This window comes from Lutibacter litoralis (assembly GCF_014646675.1).
GTDB classification, from domain to species: Bacteria; Bacteroidota; Bacteroidia; order Flavobacteriales; family Flavobacteriaceae; genus Lutibacter; species Lutibacter litoralis.
In genome coordinates, this window is the sequence record NZ_BMNS01000002.1 from 241,426 (window position 1) to 266,068 (window position 24,643).

At 31.4% G+C, this 24,643-nt stretch carries 15 protein-coding genes; 9 read left to right on the top strand and 6 right to left on the bottom strand.

Going from position 1 to position 24,643, the window contains the following annotated elements:
• Positions 1 to 70 precede the first annotated feature (70 nt).
• From IEW75_RS03830 to IEW75_RS03850, 5 genes are all read right to left on the bottom strand, one after another.
• The gene (locus IEW75_RS03830) at positions 71 to 2,386 is read right to left on the bottom strand and encodes a multiheme c-type cytochrome (protein WP_134247407.1); all 2,316 of its coding nucleotides are present in this window, start codon (positions 2,384 to 2,386) and stop codon (positions 71 to 73) included.
• Positions 2,387 to 2,544: 158 nt separating this feature from the next.
• A complete protein-coding gene (locus IEW75_RS03835) occupies positions 2,545 to 2,754 on the bottom strand; it encodes a hypothetical protein (protein ID WP_134247406.1) in 210 nt (69 codons plus the stop codon).
• Between the two features lie 92 nt (positions 2,755 to 2,846).
• The gene (locus tag IEW75_RS03840; protein ID WP_134247405.1) at positions 2,847 to 5,117 is read right to left on the bottom strand and encodes an alpha-L-fucosidase; all 2,271 of its coding nucleotides are present in this window, start codon (positions 5,115 to 5,117) and stop codon (positions 2,847 to 2,849) included.
• 370 nt (positions 5,118 to 5,487) lie between these two features.
• Positions 5,488 to 6,990: a RagB/SusD family nutrient uptake outer membrane protein gene (locus IEW75_RS03845; protein ID WP_134247404.1), complete on the bottom strand. Its 1,503-nt coding sequence runs from the start codon at positions 6,988 to 6,990 to the stop codon at positions 5,488 to 5,490.
• Positions 6,991 to 7,001: 11 nt separating this feature from the next.
• Positions 7,002 to 10,250: a SusC/RagA family TonB-linked outer membrane protein gene (locus IEW75_RS03850; RefSeq protein ID WP_134247403.1), complete on the bottom strand. Its 3,249-nt coding sequence runs from the start codon at positions 10,248 to 10,250 to the stop codon at positions 7,002 to 7,004.
• Positions 10,251 to 10,495: 245 nt separating this feature from the next.
• On the opposite strand from IEW75_RS03850, the gene IEW75_RS03855 reads away from it, so the two are divergent.
• Positions 10,496 to 11,401 (top strand): dihydrodipicolinate synthase family protein, encoded by a 906-nt coding sequence (locus IEW75_RS03855; protein ID WP_134247402.1) that lies wholly within the window; start codon positions 10,496 to 10,498, stop codon positions 11,399 to 11,401.
• 169 nt (positions 11,402 to 11,570) lie between these two features.
• Positions 11,571 to 12,020, top strand: a complete 450-nt coding sequence (locus tag IEW75_RS03860) for a NanQ anomerase/TabA/YiaL family protein (RefSeq protein WP_134247401.1) — start codon at positions 11,571 to 11,573, stop codon at positions 12,018 to 12,020.
• On the opposite strand, the gene IEW75_RS03865 is transcribed toward IEW75_RS03860, so the two are convergent.
• Complete coding sequence (locus IEW75_RS03865; RefSeq protein WP_134247400.1) at positions 12,010 to 12,729, bottom strand: FadR/GntR family transcriptional regulator; 720 nt, start codon at positions 12,727 to 12,729, stop codon at positions 12,010 to 12,012. The two genes, IEW75_RS03860 and IEW75_RS03865, sit on opposite strands and share 11 nt — an antisense overlap.
• A 122-nt stretch (positions 12,730 to 12,851) precedes the next feature.
• Between IEW75_RS03865 and IEW75_RS03870 the strand changes: the two genes are divergently transcribed.
• The 7 genes from IEW75_RS03870 (at position 12,852) to IEW75_RS03900 (ending at position 24,639) form a co-directional block, all read left to right on the top strand.
• A complete protein-coding gene (locus IEW75_RS03870; RefSeq protein WP_134247399.1) occupies positions 12,852 to 14,030 on the top strand; it encodes a n-acyl-d-glucosamine 2-epimerase in 1,179 nt (392 codons plus the stop codon).
• Between the two features lie 32 nt (positions 14,031 to 14,062).
• Complete coding sequence (locus tag IEW75_RS03875) at positions 14,063 to 14,836, top strand: creatininase family protein (RefSeq protein ID WP_229714390.1); 774 nt, start codon at positions 14,063 to 14,065, stop codon at positions 14,834 to 14,836.
• 20 nt (positions 14,837 to 14,856) lie between these two features.
• Complete coding sequence (locus tag IEW75_RS03880) at positions 14,857 to 15,993, top strand: sialidase family protein (RefSeq protein WP_134247398.1); 1,137 nt, start codon at positions 14,857 to 14,859, stop codon at positions 15,991 to 15,993.
• A 100-nt stretch (positions 15,994 to 16,093) separates the two neighbouring features.
• On the top strand, positions 16,094 to 19,273 hold the full coding sequence (gene lacZ, locus IEW75_RS03885; protein ID WP_134247397.1) for a beta-galactosidase, LacZ type: 3,180 nt from the start codon (positions 16,094 to 16,096) through the stop codon (positions 19,271 to 19,273).
• Positions 19,274 to 19,296: 23 nt separating this feature from the next.
• Positions 19,297 to 21,381 (top strand): GDSL-type esterase/lipase family protein, encoded by a 2,085-nt coding sequence (locus tag IEW75_RS03890; RefSeq protein WP_134247396.1) that lies wholly within the window; start codon positions 19,297 to 19,299, stop codon positions 21,379 to 21,381.
• Between the two features lie 15 nt (positions 21,382 to 21,396).
• Positions 21,397 to 22,581: a glycoside hydrolase family 27 protein gene (locus tag IEW75_RS03895; RefSeq protein WP_134247395.1), complete on the top strand. Its 1,185-nt coding sequence runs from the start codon at positions 21,397 to 21,399 to the stop codon at positions 22,579 to 22,581.
• Positions 22,582 to 22,593: 12 nt separating this feature from the next.
• Positions 22,594 to 24,639 carry a beta-N-acetylhexosaminidase gene (locus tag IEW75_RS03900; protein ID WP_134247394.1) on the top strand — a complete coding sequence of 682 codons (2,046 nt, stop codon included), beginning with the start codon at positions 22,594 to 22,596 and terminating at the stop codon, positions 24,637 to 24,639.
• Positions 24,640 to 24,643 lie beyond the last annotated feature (4 nt).

Genomic DNA, 24,643 nt, shown 5'->3' on the forward strand with positions numbered 1-24,643 from the left:
TGTTAACTATTATATCATTCAATTTATCATCTTCAAATTCCGGATAAACGCAGTTTTTATATTTTTTTATTTACTGATACTGTTTACTATTTGGAAATATTTTTACCAACATATTTAGAACGTTTTTAGCTTCAATAACATCACCTCTGTCACTATAAATAGAATGCGCTAATGTTAACAATTGCTCATTGTTTGGATAGGTTTTTAATGCTTTCCTAATAGTTGCAATTGCTTCTTTACTTTTTCCTGAATCATTTTGCATTAACGCATAATAGTAGTGGTTTTGAGCATCATTTTTAACAATTGTTTTAGCAGTTTCTAATGTTTTAAATGCTTTTGGCTTATCTCCACTTCTAATATAAGCAAAAGCCAGTGCTTGATATGCTGCCGAAAAAGTATTATCTATTGTTAAAACTTCTTTTAATAAAGTAATACAGGCATCGTTTTCACCTTGCATCCGCTTTAAATCGGCATAATTAATTTTCGCTATTAAATTTAAGGTATCTAATGCAATTGCTTTTTTAAAGTAGTCTTCAGCCTGTTCTAGTTTTCCCAAACCGATAGCAGCAACACCTACAGATGATAAACCTAAAGAACGGTCTTGCCAATATAATAACTGATTGATGTATTCTTTTCTAGCTTCTTTAACAACCTGTTGTTGTTCAGCGGATAAATTTGTTGCAGACATATCATAAATTAAGCTATTTGCCATATGTCTTACACCGTAAACAGTATCCTTTGCTAAAGGCAGTGCATATTTAAATTGTTGTTGTTTTGGTAAATTTCTTAAAGATTCTAATCCAGCTCTTCTCACTAATGGACTTGGAGATGTTAATGTCATTTTTAAATTTTCAAAGGCCAATGGATTATTCCTATAATCTTGAAATCTAATAGCTGTTCCAACTACAATATTAGCCATATCTTTATCATTAATAACTTTATTTAAGTCGGATTGAGCGTCTGGTTTATTTGTTCTTATATTATGAAAAGCAAAACCATAATGTGAAATAGTATCATATTTATTTCCATACCATTTTTTAAACTCTTCGGATGCCCATTCATTGGATTTATCTTTATGACAATTATTACAAGCATTTGTAGCTCCCGTCTTTACACTAATATCAGGTCTTGGAATTCGCATACTATGGTCTGAACGTGGATCAACAACCATTACGGTAATTTTTGGTAAATGACAACTAATACAACTTGCACCAGTACCATCTTCTTTATGCTTGTGATGTTCAGTAGTTTTATATTTGCTTGGCATATGGCATTGAAAGCAAACATTCTCTTTACCACCTTTTAATTGTCCACTATGCACATTATGACAATCTTTACAAGTTACGCCTTTTGCATACATTTTACTTTGAAGAAAGGATCCATATACATAATCTTCGTCATTGTTAGTACCATCATCATTATATAAAGGATAATCTAAATATGCCACTTGATGCGTATGTTCTAACATTTTCCCAAAAGTATATTCATCTGTTAACTGAGACCTTCTTGAATGACAACGTCCACACCATTCTACTTGCATATTTGAAGTTCTGGGTTTTGAACGGGTTACTTTTGCAGTTTCTGGATCAATATTCCATAAACTTGGGTCTCTGTCCATTATATCAAAGAGCAATCCCATATTTTTTACTTTTTGAAGCGTGTCTTGTGCCCATTTTTCGTGTAAATCTCCAGGTCCGTGGCACGCTTCACAAGAAACATTTATTTCATCAAAAGTTGTATTGTAAGTTTGTGTATCTGGATTGTAATTTTTTTTAACATTGGTAGAATGGCATTCTGCACACATATAATTCCAATTTTGTAATGGCCTCCCCCAATTTAATTCATCGTGTGAAGCAATAAATTCATCGGGATATAAATGCTGCCATTTTTGACCACCCTCTTCTTTTAAACGTGCATCCCAAAAAGGAGTTAACACTTGTAATTTTCCTTTAGGAAAAATAACTAAGTACTGTTGCAAAGGATAAACTCCAAAGGTATATTTTACTTCAAAATCAGCATATTTCCCATCAGGTCCTTGCGTATTAATTATAAACAAACTGTCCTTTTTAAAAAAAGTACTAGTTACACCAAAACTTGTATATTTTGAGTTATTGAAATCACCTAATACATTACTATCCGTTGGTAATTGCATTGCTAATTGATGATCAGAACCCATCCATTCATCATATTCAGTTTGGTGACATTCAATACAATTTTTAGATCCTATAAAACCTTCATCATGTTTATGATTATTCAGAGAAACTTGAAGTGGAGAGTACTCTTCTGCTTTTTTTTTGTTACAAGAAATGAAACTAAAGATAAAGAGTACGATTGAAAACTTAAATAAAAAATGAGCAGTAATAGTTAAATTGATTTTTATGTTCATTCTAATGAAATATTAACACTTTAAAAAAGCTAATTTAATGAATTTATAACATACAACTAACGCAAGGTTTTATAAAATTATATATATCCTAATCTTCCTAAAACATAACTTAATACACTTTGAAGAGTTAATGTTATTTTTATTTTTATAAAGGAGTTTTATAAAGAATTCAGTAAAATAGTCATCAATATTAAACCTAAAGATTGACAAGCAATAGTAATTAAAATAAGTATAATAGTATTCTTTTCTGAAGCTAATTGCACTCCATTGTATAATAAAGTTTCACGTATGGATAATTTATTTATTGCTGCAACAGCAGAGTTTTCAAAAACAGGTTCTAATGTTTGTGATTGTATTATGTTTATCACAAAAATACAACACAGCAAAAAAGGCTACGTTTTAAATACTTTTTATTGATTTTTAATCTTAAGATTACTATTTAAAAGGTTTATTTAACCTCTTATTCTTTTATAAAATCTATTTCAGCAATTGCAGCTGTTTTTTTATTTGCAGCAATACTTCTGGTTTCTAATTTTATGTATTGAGTAGTTATAGGCGATTTAAAATAATACTCCCTAGTTGTTGGATTGTTAATTAAATTTCCAAAATTAAAATTCTCTAATGTTTTCCAAGTTTTACCATTGGCACTAATTTTAATGGTTCCACTCTCTATCATTCCTTCAGAATTTGACGTTTGTGGTGTGTATGAAAATCCTTTTAACGCAACTTCAGTTCCTAAATCAAATGAAATAAAATGCTTACTTCCTGTTGGTTTAGACTGCCAAAAAGTTTTCGCATTTTCATCTGTTGCCATTATTGCTTGCTGCTTCTCTTCTGAACTACTAACATCTATAATTTTAATGTTTTTCTTTAAAATTCCAAAAACTTTAGAAGCCACACTTCCTACCTGATTATTATCTATTGCCACAGCTTTTATTTCACCAGAATTTATTACAACATCTTCTCTAAATTCTAAAGAATTTTTTGTTGGAGCAGTTCCGTCGGTTGTATAACGGATTTCAAAATTGGTATTTAAGTTTTTAGCTACATCTATTCCGTGTGGCTTCCATCCAAAATCTTGTTTTTTTGGTTGTATTTCTAAGATTCCATCAAAAGTTCTAGAAATTGAAAGTTGTGGTGGTTGCGTTTTGTAATAATGTGCAGAAATTGATACTAAAGCTGGAGTAGAACGTGTTTCTAAAATACGAACTCTAAACTTGCTTGAAGTTGTTTTAGGGAAACGCAATATTCTTTTATAACCAATATTTGTAGCTTCGGATATTTGAGTCCATTGATTGTTAATCCAAGCATCAACAGCGTGTTTTTCTATACGTTCGCTATGTGTTGCAATTGCTTCTTGCAGCACCAATCTGTTTATGGTAATTGGTTGTTTTGTAGTTATAATAATTTCATTACTCTTATTTAAATCATATACTGAATTATAATCTTCATCCAATAGGTTTTTTGGACCATCTGCATTTTCAAACAAATTAGCTTTGTAGGTTTCTTTAATCCGTTTTCCTACCTCCTCTAAAACTTTAACATCTTCAGGAGAAAATTTACCTTTTCTATTAGGAGGAATATTTAAAAGAAATATAGAATTTCCTCCAACACTGCGCTCGTAAATATCAAAAACATCGTCGGCACTTCTAACTTTTTGATAAGTTTCGTCTCTATAAAACCAACCTTCTCTAATAGATGTGTTTATTTCTGTAGCTTGGTAATGTAAATATTTGGCATCGTACAATTTTTCTCTGCTCCCAATATCACTATTAGTTATATCTGAAAAACTATTTAACTGCATAGGATCTTTTTGAAATGGAATAATATTCCATTCAGAAACACGTGTTTTTCCAGATTCGTTTCCACACCAACGGATATCTTCTTTTCCAAAAATAACAGCTTTAGGTGCTAATGTTCTAATAAGTTCTCTCCACGCTAAATAATTGTATTTTTGATTGCCTTTTTGCTTTGGATTTGCACCATCAAACCAAACTTCGTGCACTTCGCCATATTCGGTAAGTAATTCGAATAATTGATTTAAAAAATACTCGTTATAATCATCAACTTTAAATTTAAAAGTTTTTTTATTGCTAAACGGACGTCCTTCAACGGTTGTTGGAATTGTGCGTTCGGTTATTTCACTTCCGTTACCATACAATCCGTTTTCACTTTCAATTTGAAATAAATCTGCAGGAGAAAGATAGATTCCTAGTTTTAGATTGTATTTTTTTAAAGAATCGGTTAATTCTTGTAAAATATCGCCTTTACCATCTTTAAAAGGTGAAGACATAACGCCTTGATTTGTGTAACGAGATTGCCATAAAACAAAACCATCGTGGTGTTTTACAGTTAAAATCACCATAGTAATACCTGCACTTTTTAGTGATTTACACCACTGATCGGTGTCTAAAGTTTCTAACTCAAAAATTGAAGGATCTTCCATACCATTACCCCATTCCATTCTAGTAAAGGTATTTGGTCCAAAATGAATAAATGCAATAAATTCATTTTTTAAAGCTTCTAATTGATTTTCTGTAGGAACAACATGCGCAGCTTTTTCAATAATTTGCTCTTTACTATCTGTTGGCTCAACTTTTATAGTATTTTGCAATGCAATAGTTTCTTTATTTGTAGAGCAAGCGGATAAAATAAATAAACCCACAAAAGTAACTCCAATCTTTTTAATTGTATTAAAATAAGACTTTACAAAATTATAATTTAACCTCATTATTAGATAATTTATTCGTTTTTCAAAATTTGGATAAAATTGTAAAATATTTTTGACATTATACGTACAAAATACATTTATTTTTTAAAATCCTCATTCCTATTTAAGAAACAATATACTTTAAAAGTGTAAATAAATGTATCGCTATTCTTTAAGTTTTGATTTACCATATTGTAACATTTAGGCAGGCAGCTATCTATACTATTTTATTTTAGGTTTATAGGCTTTCTTTCTGAAGGTTGGTATGGTTTCCTATTTCTGTTGGATTGGCAAGCAGGTTTCAAAAAACGATATAATAAAAAAAGTTTAGAGATGGTTTAAAACCATCCCTAAACTTAATTAACTCAAATTATCTATTATACAAATATTTTTAGTACCCCGATGTTTGATCTAATAATGGATTTCTTCCAATCATATCAGTTGTAATTGGTAATAGCAGTTTAAAGGTATCTCCAGATGATAAAAAACTGATGTTATTAATTACATAACTGTCTCCAGCTCTCCTTAAATCCCACCATCTTTTACCTTCACCTATAAACTCTTTATAACGTTCATCTAATATTACATTTGCATTGTCAACTTTAGATCCATTGGAATACGCATGTATTGCTGCATTATAGTTCTCTCCATAGGCTCTTGCTCTAATTTGGTTTATTTCACCAGAAGGATCTTCTCCTAAATGATTTTTTGCTTCTGCTAACAATAATAACACATCGGCGTATCTATAAACTGGCACATCGTTTTCAAAAATTCTTTCTGTTCCATCAACTTGACCTAGAAATTTATTAAATACAGATCCAAAATAAGCTGGCTCGTTGTACGTTGGATAACCTACACCACCATTATCATCAACATAAAGTCGAATAAATGTAGCTTGTTTACGGTCATCGTCATTATCGTCTAATAATAGAATTGTTTTCTCAGACTGTCCATATCTATTTGCACCCGCAATTACAAAATCTCCCATAGAGTTACCACTATCATTATATGTTGGGTTAATTTCTGTACTTCTTCCTGTTAGACTATTATAGAAATTAGAGGCCTCATCTCTTTTATATTGAATTGCAAAAATAAATTCGTTATTATTTTCATTTCCAACAGTCCACAAATCAGCTATACTACTTTCTAAACTAACACCTAAAGATGCAATTTGTTGTAACGCTGTTTTTGCTTCTGTAAAGTCTGCAGTTCCACCACCTAGTAAATTTCCAGACCATATATATACATCTCCTTTAAGCGCCAGAGTAGCTGCTTTAGACCAAAATATTCTAGTATCTTGATAGAATCCATCTTGAGAACCAAAAGCTGTTAAAGACGCTGTTATGTCCGTTTTTATTAAGTTCATTACTTCACTTTGAGGTGACCTTGCTCTACTTAAAGTAGCTGGATCAACATCGGTAAAAGGTTCCAAAATAATCGGCACGTCGCCCCAAGTTTTTAAAAGCGTATAATAATACAATGCTCTCAATCCATACGCCTGACCCATCAAATGGTTTTTTTCGTCTTCATCAGAAAATTGAATATTCGGAACATTAATTAAAAAATCATTTATTCTATGGATTCTAGTATATAAACCAGCCCAACCACCAAAAGGAGCTGTTGTTGCTGTTATATTTGATTCAATTAAATTCTCATTAGATGGAGATTCGTAGGTTCTTCCACCCCAAATATCACTTCTCATTTCACCTAACAACCATAAGTTTCCGGCTGATGACCTTAAGTTAGTATATAAGGCTGTATGCGCTGTTTTAGCTCCAGTTTCTGTATCCCAGAAACCTGCTGCGGTTAATTCACTAGGGCTCGTTAATTCAAGTTCATTTTCACAAGAACTAAAAACAAATAACGCTAGTATTATATAAATATATTTCTTCATTGTTTAATTATTTAAAATGTTACATTTAGTCCAACTGTGTATGTTTTTGGAACTGGGAATGCTCCATACTGTACACCACCAATTTCTGGGGTATCTCCACTCATACTTTTAAAGTAATGTAGGTTTGTACCTGTTACGTAAACGCTCATTCCTTTAATTACATCATTAAAATGCTTAGTAGGTATGTTATAAGTAAAAGTTACTTCTCTAAGTGCTAAATAATCTCCTTTTTCCCAAAAACGGTCATTTGCCGCTGTTTGTAAACTTCCCGATCCTTCATTACCTCTCCACACATTTTTAGTTCCATTAACAAAAACAAACCGTGGCCAATCTGTATCTGTATTTGTAGGTGTCCAAGAGTTTAGAACTTCAATAGGTTGATTTAAATTACCTTGCGTTTGTCCGTAACTTTTATTTCTAATATGGTTCCATACTAAATGTCCCGTTGCAAAATCCGTTTTAACAAATAAGCTAAAGTTTTTATATTTAAAACTTGTAGTTAAACCACCAACTAAGCTTGGTGTTGTGCGTCCAATTACTTTTCTATCTAAACTATTAATTATGCCATCGTTATTTTGATCCACCCATTTTACATCACCTGCATAGCGCTTATTACGACTTGCTCCTGGCATCAGTTCATCTGTTATTGAGTTATCAGCATCTGCTTCTGCCTGATTGGCATAAATACCTGCCTGTTCGTAAGCAACAACAAGATCAAGTCCAACACGCTGACCTTCTTGCAAGCCACCTACCCATTCTTCTTCGCCAGTTTTAGCGTTCCAAATAAGTGTTCCACCTTGTCTATTTAAATCATTTGCGTTTTCGGGAAGTGTTACCACATAATTTTTGTTAGTTGTAAAAGTAGCTCCGGCACTCCAAGTAAAATCATCATTTCTTATAATGTCTCCATTAACTTGCAATTCAAAACCTTTATTTCTAATAGTTCCGTTATTTGTTCTAATAGAACTAAACCCTGTATAATAAGGTAAAGTAAGATTTGCAATTTTATCTTTTACATCTCTAGAATACACATCTGCTATAAATGTAAGTCTATTATCTAAAAATGAAATATCTATACCTGCATTAAATGTTGTTGAACGTTCCCAAGCAAGGTCTAATGTTGCTAAAGAAGTATTTGCATACCCTGTTTGACCGTTATAAACTCCTTGATCCCCGTAAGAACCAAAAACACCATAATTACTTAATACAGATTGATTACCATTAACACCATAACTTAATCTTGGTTTTAATCTATTAACATATTTTGATAGAGAAGATTCACTAAAGAATTCTTCATTGTGAGCATTCCAACCAAAAGAAGCTCCTGGGAAGAATCCAAACTTATTATTTCCTAATCTTGAAGAACCATCATTTCTAAATGTTAACCCAACTAGATATTTACTATCATAGTCGTATAATAATCTTCCAAAAGTAGATGCAATTACATATTCTGTTTCAAAACTATAAGGAATACCATTAGCCTCGGGAGCAGCGTTTAAGGTTTCTATTAAATCTGTAGGTGAATTTCTTGTTCCTGCTGATGTTGTAAAATAATTATCTTTATAATATTCTGTACCTATTAATACATTGAAGTTATGTAAATCATTAATGGTTTTCTTATAATTTAAGGTTGCTGTCGCTTGATTTCTTAAAGTTCTTCCTAAGCTTACAGATGCTTCACGACCAGTTCTTAATGGTCCGGTAGTACTTCCAACTCTGTATCCTCTATTAAAACTTTCATTGTGATTATTAATAGCAAAGTGACTTCCTTTTAGAGATAAAGTTAAATCTTCTATAATATCCCAATCTAAACCTACAGAAGCTGAAAAACGTTGTTCTAAATTTTTACGAACAAATTTGTCTTGATAGTATAATGGATTTCCAAAACCTTGATTTTGCCCAACAGCATATTGATCAGACAAAGTTCCGTCTGCATTATTATCATAAGTTCTAGAGGTAGGTGCTTGACCCTGAAATCTTCTAAATACCGTATCATCACCACCTAATGGACTTCTATCTAAATTAGAATGCGAATATAATACATTTGAATTTACACGAACATTTTCTCTAATTTTATAAGATCCACTAAATTTACCAGAATATCTTTTAAATCCTGAACCCAAAATTAAACCTTCATTATCTAAAGCTCCTAAACCTAAATAGTAAGAACCATTTTCATTACCTCCATCAAATGAAATATAATGATCTTTTGAGGCGCTATCTTGGTAAATACGATCACCAACACCTTTATTATCATAAAATAAAATCTCTTGACTTGGATTTAATATATCAGGTATAGAACTCCAACCTGGTTGACTTAATAAGTATTGATTAGATGAATTTAGCAACTGTGTTGTAAAAGGAGAATTTGTTGCGTTACCTCCAGTACCCATAGAATTAGCACCATTTAAAAATGCACCAAACGCACCTGAGTTATTTGTAGCTTCTCTAAACCAAGCAATAGACTGTCTGTTATAATTTATAAAATCTTCAGCTTCCAGATATTGTTGATCATTTCTTTCATTATTAGTGCTATACCTAAATTTATAGTTTATTGAGCTTTTACCAACTTTACCAGTTTTAGTTGTTACTAAAATAACACCGTTGGCTGACCTTGCACCATAAATAGCAGTTGCAGCAGCATCTTTTAAAACTTCAATAGATTCAATATCATCAGAATTTAAAGCATAAAAAGAACTTGGAATTCCATCTACCAATATTAATGGAGATCCTGAGCCATTAAAATCTGTACCACCACGTAAAACAATACTTGGTGTAGAGCCTGGCTGACCTGTTGTGTTTGTTACTCTTAAACCAGCAATAGTACCTTGTAAGGCCGTAGCCGCATTTGATCTAGTTGAAGTTTCTAAAATTTCAGTATCTAATTTAGATACTGAAGTTGTTAGTGTGGTTCTAGCTTGTGAACCATAACCTGTAATTACTACCTCGTCTAGTACATTGGCATCTTCAGTTAAAGAAACATTAATTACTGTTTCATTAGCTACTTTTACCTCTTGTATTTTATACCCCACATAACTAAAAACAAGTATATCACCCATTTTAGCATTGATAGCATAATTTCCGTCAAAATCACTTTGAGCACCCGTAACAGTACCTTTAATTAGGACACTTGCCCCGGGTAGTGGTTGATTGCTTCCATCTGTGATTGTTCCACTTATAACCTTCTCTTGTCCTATTGCGGATAAGCCATAGATCATAAAAACAAGCATTAACATGCTTTTAAATAATTTGTACCTCATAATTAAGTTAGTTTTATGTATAACATAAAGCAATATTAAAGATTAAAATTCAAAAAAACAAATAATCTTAGAAAACTCTTAAAAATTTCATAAAAAAAATATTTTTTCATGAAACCTATTTTCAATCATATAGAGCTAAAAATTATTGAATTAGAGCATAAAAAACAACACTACCAAATAATTTAATTTTGTTTATTTGATATATTTACCTAATATTGCATTATGTTATACATAAAATAAAAGAAATGAATATTAATAATTTAGTGGCTGCTACATATGCACCAATGAAACCAGATGGTTCCTTAAATACCGCAATCATAAAATCTTATAGTGAATTTTTGATTAGAAATAAAGTAACAGGCGTTTTTATGAATGGGTCCACTGGAGATTTTGTTTCATTATCCATAGAAGAACGTAAAGAAATTACATTGGCTTGGTCTAAAACCAAATCATCTGACCTATATTTAATAGATCACGTAGGCAGCCCTAGCCTAAAAGTCGCAAAAGAACTAGCTGCTTACGCATCGGATAAAGTTGATGCAATTGCCGTTTTAGCGCCTTATTATTTTAAATTAGATACTATTGATAAATTGGTGACTTATTGTAAAGAAGTTGCTTTGAGTGCACCTAACTTACCTTTTTACTATTATCATATTCCTGCATTAAGTGGGGCTGATTTAAATATGCTAGATTTTTTAAAAATAGCATCAAAAGAAATTCCAACTTTAGAAGGTATTAAGTTCACTAATAATAATTTAATAGATTATTTACATTGCAAAAATTATGAAAATGGAAAATACAATATCTTATTTGGTTTTGATGAAATCTTTATTTCCAGCTTACCTTTAGGAGCAACTGGTTGGGTCGGTAGCACTTACAACCATTTAGCACCTATATACTACAAAATTAAAGCTTTATTTGAAAAAGGTAACATGAAAGAAGCAGCTGCCTTACAAACAAAAGCAATAAGGTTTGTTGAAATTTTAAATAGTTATGGCGGGTTTAACGGAGTCGCAAAAGGTTATATGAAATATCTTGGTATAGATTGTGGACCTAGTAGATTTCCTCATACAACACCAACACCAGATACTTATAAAGAAATTAATAAGGAACTAGATAAAATTGGTTTTTTAAACTTATTAAGTTCATAATTAAATTTTGTTTAGATGTAAAAACTAACTTTAAATTAAAGTTTTTAGTTAGTTTTTTACTTAATACGAATATGCCTTTTAATTAAATGTTGTCAATCCGAATGGATTTTTACCTTTTTCGGCTTAAAATTAGCATTTCACAAGCAGCCTATTAGTTAAATTTATAAAAATGATAGTAGATAAAATTGAAAACGCTCACCTTTATACCAATTCACATAGTGGTATCGATAAAGCACTAAATTATATTAAAAATACTAACTTTTTTAAGTTAACTAAAGGAAGACATGAAATTGAAGGTGATGAAATTTTTGCAATTGTAAACGAATATAAAACTAAGAATCAAGAAGAAAATCTGCTAGAGTCTCATATAAAATATATTGATGTACAATTTATTGCGCAAGGTACTGAGCAAATTGGTTTCACTACTTTTAACAACCAAATACCTGAGAAATTTTATGATAGTACAGATGACTATATGTTATTTAAAGAACCCTATAATCTAATTACTTTAAACGAAGGAATGTTCGCAATTTTCTATCCGAGTGATATTCACATCCCTGGTTTAATAGCCGATACCGTCTCAAAAGTAACAAAAGTAGTCGTAAAAGTTAAGCTTTAATCCAATTTAAAACACGATCAAAATGCGGTTCTAGATGCTGACGCATTGCATTTCTAAAAGATTCAGGAGAACCATTTACTAAATGATTTAATATATCCCTATGACTCACAAACTTTTGGGAATACTCAAATTTTTCGTCAGTAGGTAATTTTTTATCGTGATAATATTGAAAAACTGGTAATAATAAATTTTGAAATCTTTGTAACGTGTTATTGCCAGACATTTCATATAACTTACCGTGAAAACGTATTTCATATTCCAAACTAAATATAGTAGAATCAAAAAGATCTTTTTCTTCTTTTTTTACAATTTTATCTAATTCTATAAGATCTTCTGCTGTTTTTCTTGCAAATAATAAATCTGCCATTCCCATTTCTAAAATTAAACGTAATTCAAAAATATCCTTTAACATTTCCTCACCTATTAACTTGGTGTCTAATGCTTTTTCAATATTTAAAATTATATCTGGCTCGGTTAGAACCATACCTTTATGTTTTTTAGATTCTATAATACCTAGAGTTCTTAAACGTAAAATTGCTTCCCGCACCACTGTTCTACTCACTCCTAAAGCTTCAGCAAACTCTAGTTCTTTTGGAATTGAATCACCAACTTTAAGATTATTTTCTTTTAAAAATTCTATAATTCGTATTTCTACCTTATCAACAAGTGACAAGTTTTTTAAAGGCTTTATTTTTTTTAAATATTTCATTTATAATTTTTTACGCGTATAATTATTCAGAATTCAATTTACAAAAGTAGAACAAAAATTATAATTAAATAAATTAATTAGAGTTCCTTTCAAATATACAAGATATAATATATATTTGTGTTATGTTATACATAAAAGCTGAAAAAAATTCATCACTTTATAAAGATACATTATTAGATAATGTAATTCCGTTTTGGGAAAAGAATTCTATTGACACTAAAAATGGAGGTTACTATACATGTTTAGACACTAAAGGTAATGTATTTGATACAGATAAATTTATGTGGTTGCAAGGTAGACAAGCTTGGTTATTTTCTATGCTTTATAATAAAGTTAAAAAAAATGAAAATTGGTTAAAAATTGCTAAAAATGGTATTGATTTCATTAGAAATAAAGGAATGGATGCTGATGGTAATTTCTACTTTTCTACAACTGAAGATGGCAAGCCGCTAGTACAGCCTTATAATATATTTTCAGATTGCTTCGCCGCTATGGCATTTAGTCAATATGCAACCGCCTCTGGAGACGAAGAAATAAAACAATTAGCGATTGACACTTATTTTAATATTTTAAAGAAAAAGGATAATCCTAAAGGCATTTACGAAAAAGGAACTGACGCAAGGCCTTTAAAAAGTTTTGCCTTACCAATGATATTATCTAACTTAGTTTTAGAACTAGAAGACGTGCTTCCAAAGGAAGAAGTTGAAAAAACTATTGATTTTAGTATTCATGAGGTAATGGAGATTTTCTTGAATAAAAAATCAGGACTTATTTACGAATTTGTCCGTCCAGATGGCTCATTGGAAGATAGTTTTAATGGTCGACTTTTAAATCCTGGTCATGGGATTGAAGCTATGTGGTTTATGATTGACATTGGAGTTCGTAGAAATGACAAAAAACTAATCAACAAAGCAACCACTACTATTTTAAATATTTTGGAATATAGTTGGGATCAAAAATATGGGGGCATCTTATACTTTATGGATGCACACCAAAAACCACCGCAGCAATTAGAATGGGATCAAAAATTATGGTGGGTACATTTAGAAGCTTTAGTTGCATTATCTAAAGGATATGAACAAACCCAAAACCCAGAATTATTGTTATGGTATAATAAAGTACACGACTACGCTTGGTCTCATTTTTCAGATCCAGAAAATGGAGAATGGTTTGGTTATTTAAATAGACAAGGCGAAGTCTTACTAGATTTAAAAGGAGGAAAATGGAAAGGTTGTTTCCACGTTCCTAGAGCAATGTACCAATGTTGGAAATCTTTTGAAAATATTAAAAACAACAAATAATTACGTACCCTTACATCTTAAAATTTAAAATAATGGCAAACTTAATAAGACCCTATGTATTGGCAGAAACCAACTGGAAAGATGTAAAACAAGAGTCTTATACTGTTGCCATTTTACCTTGGGGAGCAACTGAAGCACATAATTATCATTTACCATATGGCACAGATAACTTTCAAGCAGAATATGTTGCAATTAAAGCTGCAAAAATAGCTTGGCAAAACAATGCAAAAGTTATTGTTTTACCTATAATTCCATTTGGAGTAAATACAGGTCAAATGGATATTCCGTTTTGTATAAATATGAACCCAAGTACACAATATGCTGTTTTAAAAGATATTCTACAAACCCTAAATGGACAAAATATTGAAAAATTAGTAATTGTAAATTCACACGGAGGAAATAATTTTAAACAAATTATAAGAGAATTAAGTTTAGAGTTTCCAAAAGTCTTTATTTGTGCTATAAACTGGTGGCAAGTTACAGATGCTACAAAATATTTTGATGCACCTGGAGACCACGCAGGTGAATTAGAAACCTCTGCTATGTTAAAAATTGCACCTAATATTGTTTTACCTATAGAACAAGCTGGAAATGGAAACTCAAAAAAGTTTAAAATTGAAGGACTAAAAGAAGGTTGGGTAATTGCACAACGCCAATGGACAAAAATAAGTGAAGATACAGGCGTTGGAAATCCTAAACTAGCAACAAAAGAAAAAGGCATTACGTTTTTGAATGTAGTTATTAAAAAAATTGCAGCCTTTTTTGAAGAACTTCACAATGCCGACACAAATAATATGTACCAATAAATAATATAAAAAAATTTAAAATGAAAAAAACAGCCTTACTAATTATCTCTATCTGTTTATTGAGTTGTAATACCAAAAATCAAAATAAAGAACTAAAAGTAGCAACAGAAAAAAAAGAATTGGTGTTTCAAGATTTGTTCAACTCTTCTATGGATGAAAATGTAGAATGTTACAGAATTCCTGCAATAGTTACTGCCCCAAACGGAGATTTAATTGCGTCAATAGATGAACGTGTGCCGGGGTGTGGTGACCTAAAATGGAGCAAAGACATTAATATTATTGTTAGAAGAAGTTCTGATAATGGTAAAACTTGGTCTGAAATTGAAACTGTTGTAGATTTCCCTTATGGAAAGTCAGCTTCAGATCCTTCAATGATCGTTGATACTGTTACCAACGAGATTTTCTTATTTTACAACTATATGGATTTAGATACTGAAAAAGACATCTATTATTTACATGTTGTAAAAAGTGCCGATAATGGCAAAACTTGGAGCGAACCCACAGATATCACCTCTCAAATTGCAAAACCTGAATGGCATAAAGATTTTAAATTTATTACTTCAGGAAGAGGAATCCAAACCAAAGCTGGTAAATTATTACACACTATGGTAAATTTAAATAGTGGGTTGCACGTATTTGGAAGTGATGACCATGGAAAAACTTGGTATTTTATTGATGTACCTATTCAACCAGCAGATGAATCTAAAATAATAGAACTTGTAGATGGAACTTTAATGATAAATGCCAGAGTAAACGGAAAAGGTCTACGTTATGTGCATACTTCAACAGATGAAGGCCAAACTTGGGAAACCAACGCAGCCCCAGAATTAATTGACCCAGGTTGTAATGCCAGTATTATTCGCTATACTGCTATTGAAGATGGTTATGATAAAAACAGACTCCTTTTTTCAAATGCAAAAATGGAAAAAGGACGAAAAAATATGAGCGTTAGAATAAGTTACGATGAAGGTAAAACTTGGAGTGAAGGAAAAACTATTTATGCCGGTTCTTCTGCTTATTCTTCTTTAACAATTTTAAAAAATGGAGATATCGGGTTGTTTTTTGAACAAGATGAGTACAGTAAAAATCCGTTTGTAAGTTTTTCTTTAGATTGGTTAACCGATGGAGAAGACACCTATAAAAAATCTTCAAACTAAGGTTTTACAACAAAACAATATCAACACTTTTACAATATAAAATTATCAATATTTTGAAAAGATAATTAGTAATAATAAATTAAAAAATAATATAAATTCAATGAAACAAATTAATCTTATTTTTTTCCTAATATTTTGTATCTCATTTAATGGGCAAGCTCAAATTAATGATTGGGAAAATCCTTCTGTTGTTCAGATAAACAAATTACCTGCTCGCGCCACTTCTGTCTCCTTCGATTCAGAATCGTTAGCTTTAGAAGGTAACATTAAAAATAGCCCTCGCTATAAATCTTTAAATGGAAGATGGAAATTTAATTGGGCAGATGTACCAGAAAAAAGTCCTGAAAACTTTTACAAACAAGATTTTGATGTTTCAAACTGGGAAGAAATTACAGTACCCGCAAACTGGGAATTAGAAGGCTACGGAATGCCAATTTACACTAATGTTACGTACCCATTTACGCCTGTAAACCCACCAAATGTTCCTATTGACGACAATCCAGTAGGAGCCTATAAAAAAGAATTTTCACTCCCAGTAGATTGGAAGGATATGAACGTAATTGTTCATTTTGGAGGTGTTAGTTCTGCTTTTTATATTTGGGTAAATGGAGAGAAAGTTGGATATAGCCAAGGAAGTAGATTGCCAGCAGAATTTGATATTTCTCCATACCTTAATGAAGGTAAAAACACGATTGCAGTAAAAGTGTATCGTTGGAGTGACGGTTCTTATTTAGAAGATCAAGATCATTGGCGTTTAAGTGGAATTCACAGGGATGTGTATCTTGAAGCTGTTCCAAAAGCACATATTTACGACTATTTTGTAAGAACAGAATTAGATGAAAATTATGAAGATGCAATTTTAAAAATAAGACCAATTGTTAATAATTACACAAATACAAACATTAATAACTGGACTATTGAAGCACAATTATTTGACGCTAATAAAAAACCTGTATTGGAAGCTCCTATCAAGAAAAATTTAGGTCAATTATATGGTGCCTATTCTCCTCAACGTGGTAATTTATCGCCCGCTTTTCTTCGCGCAGAAATTAAAAATCCACTAAAATGGTCTGCCGAATATCCAAATTTATATACCACAGTAATTTACTTAAAAAACGAAAAAGGTGAATTAATTGAGGCTAGAAGTAGTAAAATTGGCTTTAGAAAAACAGAGTTTAGAGACGGAGAATTATATGTTAATGGAGAATCAATTCTTTTGTATGGTGTTAACAGACACGACCACGACGAATATACTGGAAAGGTAGTTTCAGAAGAAACTATGTTAAAAGATATATTATTACTAAAGCAGTTTAACTTTAATGCTGTAAGAACTTCGCATTATCCAAACAATTCTAGATGGTATGAATTGTGCGACGAATACGGAATTTATGTAATGGATGAAGCTAATTTAGAAACTCACGGACTTGGTGGTAGACCCTCTAACAACAAGTTATGGTTAAATAGTTTTATGGAAAGAGCTGTTAGAATGGTGGAACGTGATAAAAACCACCCTTCTATTATTTTCTGGTCTTTAGGAAACGAAAGTGGTTCTGGACCAAATCACGCTGCAATGTCTGGCTGGATTAGAGAATATGATCCTTCTAGACCCGTGCATTACGAAGGTGCTCAACCCACTTTCGAAAAACATAAAATGGATAGATTTGCACCAGATCCTTCTTATGTAGATATTGCAAGTAGAATGTACAATTCTATTGAGTATATGGTTACCTTGGCTAACAGAGAAAATGACAACAGACCTGTTTTATGGTGTGAATATGCACACGCTATGGGAAATTCACTTGGTAATTTTGAAGCCTTTTGGGAAGCTATTAGACGTGAAAAACGCATTGTTGGAGCATTTATTTGGGATTGGACGGATCAAGGCCTCGCAAAAACCGATGAAAATGGTGTTAAATATTGGTTGTATGGTGGTGATCATGGTGAACCAATTCACTCAGGAAACTTTTGTATAAATGGCGTTATTAATCCAGATCAAACCCCAAAACCTACAACTTGGGCGGCTAAAAAAGTACACCAACCAATTGTTATTAAAGCTAGTAATTTAGCTGCTGGGGAATTAAATATTAAGAACTGGCATCATTTTAAAAACCTTAATAATTTTGATTTATTTTGGTCTATTGAAGAAAATGGAAAAGTTATTCAAAAAGGGCAATTACCAAGTTTAGATTTGGATGCTGCTAAAGAAACACTAGTAACAATTCCTTTCAAAAAAATAAATACTAAGGTAGGAAAAGAATACTTTTTAAACATTAGTTTTAAGTTGAAAAATGGAACTACTTGGGCAGAAAAAGGTCACGAAATTGCATGGGAACAGTTTAAATTACCTTTTGAATCTTCAAAAAGTATAGATGCACCAAAAAACAATAAAGCAGTACTTATTTCTCACACTCAAAATCAAGTTTCTATAACTACTGCTAAAACCAAAGCTACATTCGATAAAATAAGTGGTTATTTAACTTCATTAAAAAACAAAAAAGGTGTTGAGTTTTTAAAAGCACCATTAAAAGGTAATTTTTGGAGACCTCCAACAGATAATGATGAAGGCTCTCAATTAGTAGGAAGACATGGAGTTTGGAAAACAGCTGTTGACAATAGCACACTTGCAGATTTTACTATTTCAGAAGAAAATGAAAATATGGTTAAAATCGTTGCTGTATACAATTTACCTACCAGTAAAAAAGATGAAAAGGAAATATTTAGCAAACTAACTACCGAATATTTAATTTTAGGTAATGGAACAATTAAAGTAAGCTATTTCTTTAATCCTGAAGGCGACTTACCAAACCTTCCTAGATTTGGAAGCCAAGTTCAATTAGCAAAACAATTTGATAATTTTACCTGGTTTGGAATGGGTCCACACGAAAACTATATTGATAGATTAAGTGGTGCTAAAATTGGAACGTATAAAAAATCTGTAAAAAAAGATTTCTTCCAATATGTTAGACCACAAGAAAGCAACAATTATACGCAAGTGAGATGGGCAACTTTAACCAATAATAAAGGAGAAGGTATTAAATTTTCTAGTCCACAATTACTAAGTGTAAGTGCTTGGCCATATTTAATGAAGGATTTGGAAACAGCAAAGCATATTAACGAATTGCCAAATAGAGATCTTATAACTTTAAATATTGATTACAAGCAAAGAGGACTTGGAGGAGACGATAGTTGGTCTATGAAAGCTAGACCTCATGAACAATTTAGGCTACCTGCAATAAAGTATAATTATAGTTATACCATTGAAGTTATAAAACTAAAATAAGGTTTATTTAGCATCTAATAATTATGAATTTTATACGCTTTAATCTGTTTTTTACACTAGTAATAGCACTTTCATTTACTGCTATTTCTTATACACAAACAACTAAAGTAGCATGTATTGGTGACAGTGTTACCTACGGTTATGGGATAAAACAACGTGAAGAAAACAGTTATCCTGCTCAATTGCAACAATTATTAGGTGCTAATTATAAAGTAGCCAATTTTGGATATTCCGGTGCTACCATGCTAAAAAATGGTCACAAACCTTATTGGGATAAGGAAGTTTTTATAAAATCTCAAGAGTTTGAGCCAACTATTATAATAATTCATTTAGGTTTAAACGACCAAGGAAACAATAATTGGCCACAACATAAAGAAGAGTTTGAAAGTGATTATTTAGATATGATTGCTACCTATAGAAATCTCCCTTCAAAACCTACTGTTATTATTTGTAAAATGACTCCTACTTTTTCTGGACATCATTGGTTTGAAGAAGGAATGCGAGAAAACTTCAAAGAAATTCAAACTAAAATTGAGCAAATAGCTAAAATAGCAAATGTTGATGTTATAGATTTACACGAACCCTTGTATCGTTTTCCTGAATATTTTCCAGATAATTTACACCCAACAAAAGAAGGTGCTAAAATAATTTCTGAAAAAGTTTATGGCGCCATTACTGGTAACTATGGTAGTTTAAAAGTGCCTTTATTGTATGGAGAAAATATGGTATTACAGAGAAATAAAACTATAAATTTTGAAGGTACAGCCAATTATAATGAGAAAATTACTATTGAATTTAACAACAAAACAAAAACGACAATAACAGACTTTAATGGTAATTGGAAAATAGCTTTTGATCCAATGCCTGCCGGCGGTCCATTTCCTTTAAAAATTGCTTCAAATAAAAAAACCATCGATATTAACAATGTTTATGTTGGTGAAGTTTGGTTGGCTTCGGGCCAATCCAATATGGATTTTAAGGTACAATCAATGGAAAGTGCGGCAACCGTTTTAAAAGATTCATTAAATGAAAATATCTTCTTATTTTCTATAGATGGAAAAGCATTATCTGGTCAGAAATTTGCAGAAGAAGAACTTTTAACTTGCAATGCTTCTAATTATTTTCAATCTTCTGGTTGGCAAAATACAACAACTAAAAATATTGAAAATTTTTCAGCAGTTGCGTATTCTTTCGCTTATAATCTTCAAAAAAACTTAAATATTCCAGTTGGTATTATTTGCAACGCCATTGGTGGATCTCCTATACAAAGTTGGGTTAGTAGAGAAACTATGGAGCAAACACACACAACGGTAAATTTGCTAAACGACACACAATTAAATCCGCTTGTTGATAGCTGGGTTGCTGAAAGAATTAAGTTAAATATGGAGGATGTGAAAAACACAAACATAAAAGCAAGACATCCTTACCAACCTACGCTATTATTTGATGCTGGAATAATGCCTATTAAGAATTATGGAATAAAAGGTGTTATTTGGTATCAAGGTGAATCGAATGCTGAAAAACCAACATTGCATTCAAAATTGTTTAAATTATTGGTTAAAGATTGGCGATTTCATTTTAAAAATCCTGAATTATCTTTTTATTTTGTACAATTAAGCAGTATTGAAAGACCAACTTGGGGAACATTTAGAGATTCACAAAGAAGATTATTAGAAATACCAAATACAGGAATGGCTGTTTCTTTAGATGTTGGTAATAAAACAGATGTGCATCCAAAAAAGAAATGGATTCTTGGTGAACGCTTGTCAAAAATTGCGCTTCATAAAAATTATAATTTCTCAAAGGAATTTTCAGGGCCACTACTCGATTTTGTAAATGTAAAAGGAAACAAATTACAGGTTTATTTTAAACATGCCGAAGCATTAACAACTTCAAACGGCAAACAGGTAACTGATATCTTTATTGCTAATTCAGATAAAATATTTGTACCTGCAAAAACCAAATTAAACAACAATATATTAGAAGTTTGGTCCTCAGAAATTAAAAACCCAAGGTATGTAAAGTATGGCTATACTCCATTTTCAAACGGAAATTTGATAAATAAGCACGGCTTACCAGCTTCTACATTCTCAAATCTAGTAGAATAACTTAAAATTAAATAAATGAAATTTAGATCTTTTTTCTTAGTGTCAATCTTGTTAATCACAAGTACTATTTTTGCGCAAAAATTTGAAAACTTAGCACAAACTCCACCAATGGGATGGAATAGTTGGAACAGTTTTCAATGTGAAAATGTTAATGAAACTGTAATTAAAGAAATGGCTGATGCCATGGTTAAAAATGGCCTAAAAGATGCTGGTTATGAATATATTGTAATTGACGATTGCTGGCAAATTGGGCGTGACAAAGATGGTTATATAATTGTAGATAAAGAAAAATTCCCTTCAGGCATAAAAAGTTTAGCAGCTTATATTCATTCAAAAGGCTTAAAGTTTGGTATCTATTCTGATGCTGGAACAAAAACCTGTGCTGGTCGTCCAGGTAGTAAAGGTTTTGAATTAGAAGATGCAAAAACGTATGCTAAATGGGATGTGGATTATTTAAAGTATGATTGGTGTTTTACTGAAGGCCAAGATGCTAAAGTTTCTTATAAAAAAATGCGTGATGCTTTATATAAAGCTGGAAGACCAATTGTTTTTAGTATGTGCGAGTGGGGCGAAAACAAACCCTGGGAATGGGCAGAAAACGTAGGACATTTATGGAGAACTACACTAGATATTGATATGAAAGGTAGATTTGATGGAGATGTTTGGGACAATCATATCGGTTGGACAAATATTGTAGATATGCAAGTTGGATTAGAAAAATATGCCGGTCCTGGGCATTGGAACGATCCAGATATGTTAGCTGTTGGAAATAATGATATGCCACAAAATGAAGCCAGGGCACATTTTAGTATGTGGTGCATGTTGGCTGCTCCGCTTATGGCTGGAAACGATTTAAGAGCAATGTCTGTAAATGATCAAGATATTTTAACAAATAAAGCATTAATCGCTGTTAATCAAGATGTTTTAGGAAAACAAGGTTTTAAAATTGAAGATCTTGGAAATTTTGAAATTTGGCAAAAACCGTTAGAAAACGGAGATATTGCAATTTGTTTATTCAATAGAGACATTACTAATAAAAAATATAAAATTAATTGGTCTAACCTTAAAATCAAAGATTTTTCTGGATCTTACACAGTAAAAGACCTTTGGAAAGATAAAGTTATTGGATCTAGTAACAAAGAATTTACTATAGAAATACCTAGCAGAGATGTTGTTGTTTTTAGATTAATTAAAACATAAAATTCTCTCAGCATGCGTCTTTTTTTATTCAACTTTTTGTTTATAGTTATTGGTAGCTTCGGAACTATATTTAGTTTAAATGCGTGTGCAACAGTTAAATTTGATAGTACAACTTTACAAGCAAAATATCCAATTATTCCATCGCCTCAAGAAATTAGTTATGGCGAAACTGAACTTTATTTTGAAACAATTACAATTCAAAATACAGTTTTTGAACCTGAAGCGAACCAGTTGATTGCTTTTTTTAAAGAAAATGGTATTGAAGTGTCTAATGATGGTTTAAAAATTAACTTCATTAAGCAAAATATTTCTAAAAACAATAGTGAAGAAGCATACAAAATTCAAATTAATTCAGAAATTACAATAACTGCAAATACTGGAAAGGGTGCATTTTATGCAATTCAAACTTTAAAACAAATTTTCAGGAAAAATAACAATAAAGGTGAATTTCCTTCACTAAATATTACAGATTGGCCAGCATTTAAAATAAGAGGTTTTATGCACGATACTGGAAGAAACTTTCAATCGGTTGCACAATTAAAAGAGCAAATAGAAGTCCTTTCAAACTATAAATACAATATTTTTCATTGGCATTTAACAGATGACCCGGCGTGGCGATTGGAAAGTAAATTATATCCACAATTGCAAAATGAAAGTGCAACAACCCGTCAAAAAGGAAAGTTTTACACGCAAGAAGATTTTAAAGAAATTGTAGCTTTTTGTAAGGAAAGGCATATTACTGTAATACCTGAATTTGATATTCCAGGGCATTCTAGAGCCTTTAGAACAGCCTTAGGTTTTAAATCGATGCGCGATGTAAAAGCATTACCTGTTTTACTAGATCTTTTTAGGGAATTAATGAGTTTAACAACTCCAGAAGATATGCCGTATATTCATATTGGAACCGATGAAGTGCGTAATAAAGAAGAGTATGTTTCAGAAGATTTTATTCTAGAAATTATGAACCTTATCAAGTCCAACAATAGAGAATTAATTGTTTGGAAAGAAGGTATTGAAATAGCCGAAGATTCAACATCAATAAATCAACTTTGGGCGCAACATTCACCTAGAAAAGAACATCGCTTTATAGATTCTAGAGCAAATTACATCAATCATTTAGATCCTTTTGCAGGAATGTCTCGCTTATTTTTTCAACAACCTTGTAGGCAACCGCAAGGCGATAAAATTGCTTTAGGCGGAATTTTATGTGCATGGCCAGATAATAATACAGCACATGAAAGTGATATTTTAAAACAAAATCCAATATATCCGTCTATGGTGTTTTATTCTGATGCCATTTGGAAAGGAAGGAAAAAGAATTATAAAGAGTATTGGGCAAAATTACCAAAACAACACACAAAAGAGTTTAACGATTTTAAACTGTTTGAAGAAAAAGTTATTACTCATAGAGATTTATTTTTTGAAGGAAAGGAATTTCCGTATGCAGCACAAACCAATATTACTTGGAAAATTATTGGCCCTTTTGACCATAAAGGGGATTTCAAAACTCCTTTTGAAGTAGAAAACAACATAAAAAATAGCTATAAAGTTGAAGGTAAAACTTTTACTTGGAACGATTTAATTGTTGGAGGTACTATTCATTTAAAACATTTTTTTGGATTTCCTTCATATACAGACAAAAATAGTGGAACGTACTATGCATACTCAGAAATTTATTCACCTAATAATCGTGTGCAAGATTTCTGGATTGGGTTCCAAGGTTGGTCACGTTCTGGTGGACGACGTGTTGGCCCTTTTCCAAATATTGGTCAATGGCATACCACAAACCCGAAAATTTGGGTAAACAAACAAGAAATTGAACCTCCCGTTTGGAAACAACCAAATTTAGCAACCAAAACTGATGAAATACCATTTGTTGATGAAGATTATTTTTATAGAAGTCCAACTAAAATTCATCTTAAAAAAGGGTGGAATACAGTACTGTTAAAAATTCCACACGGAAGAAGCTCTTGGAAATGGATGTTTACTTGTATTCCCATTAATATTAATGAATCGGGTATTAAGGAAGTAAAGGATTTAAAATTTAGAACAAATTAATAAA

What these genes read in the sequence shown, in the direction of transcription:
- IEW75_RS03830 (WP_134247407.1), bottom strand. Translation starts at nt 2,386, where the DNA reads ATGAACATAAAAATCAATTTAACTATTACTGCTCATTTTTTATTTAAG.
- IEW75_RS03870 (WP_134247399.1), top strand. Translation starts at nt 12,852, where the DNA reads ATGTTATACATAAAAGCTGAAAAAAATTCATCACTTTATAAAGATACA.
- IEW75_RS03895 (WP_134247395.1), top strand. Translation starts at nt 21,397, where the DNA reads ATGAAATTTAGATCTTTTTTCTTAGTGTCAATCTTGTTAATCACAAGT.
- IEW75_RS03875 (WP_229714390.1), top strand. Translation starts at nt 14,063, where the DNA reads ATGGCAAACTTAATAAGACCCTATGTATTGGCAGAAACCAACTGGAAA.
- IEW75_RS03880 (WP_134247398.1), top strand. Translation starts at nt 14,857, where the DNA reads ATGAAAAAAACAGCCTTACTAATTATCTCTATCTGTTTATTGAGTTGT.
- IEW75_RS03890 (WP_134247396.1), top strand. Translation starts at nt 19,297, where the DNA reads ATGAATTTTATACGCTTTAATCTGTTTTTTACACTAGTAATAGCACTT.
- IEW75_RS03850 (WP_134247403.1), bottom strand. Translation starts at nt 10,250, where the DNA reads ATGAGGTACAAATTATTTAAAAGCATGTTAATGCTTGTTTTTATGATC.
- IEW75_RS03855 (WP_134247402.1), top strand. Translation starts at nt 10,496, where the DNA reads ATGAATATTAATAATTTAGTGGCTGCTACATATGCACCAATGAAACCA.
- IEW75_RS03900 (WP_134247394.1), top strand. Translation starts at nt 22,594, where the DNA reads ATGCGTCTTTTTTTATTCAACTTTTTGTTTATAGTTATTGGTAGCTTC.
- IEW75_RS03840 (WP_134247405.1), bottom strand. Translation starts at nt 5,117, where the DNA reads ATGAGGTTAAATTATAATTTTGTAAAGTCTTATTTTAATACAATTAAA.
- IEW75_RS03845 (WP_134247404.1), bottom strand. Translation starts at nt 6,990, where the DNA reads ATGAAGAAATATATTTATATAATACTAGCGTTATTTGTTTTTAGTTCT.
- lacZ (WP_134247397.1), top strand. Translation starts at nt 16,094, where the DNA reads ATGAAACAAATTAATCTTATTTTTTTCCTAATATTTTGTATCTCATTT.
- IEW75_RS03860 (WP_134247401.1), top strand. Translation starts at nt 11,571, where the DNA reads ATGATAGTAGATAAAATTGAAAACGCTCACCTTTATACCAATTCACAT.
- IEW75_RS03865 (WP_134247400.1), bottom strand. Translation starts at nt 12,729, where the DNA reads ATGAAATATTTAAAAAAAATAAAGCCTTTAAAAAACTTGTCACTTGTT.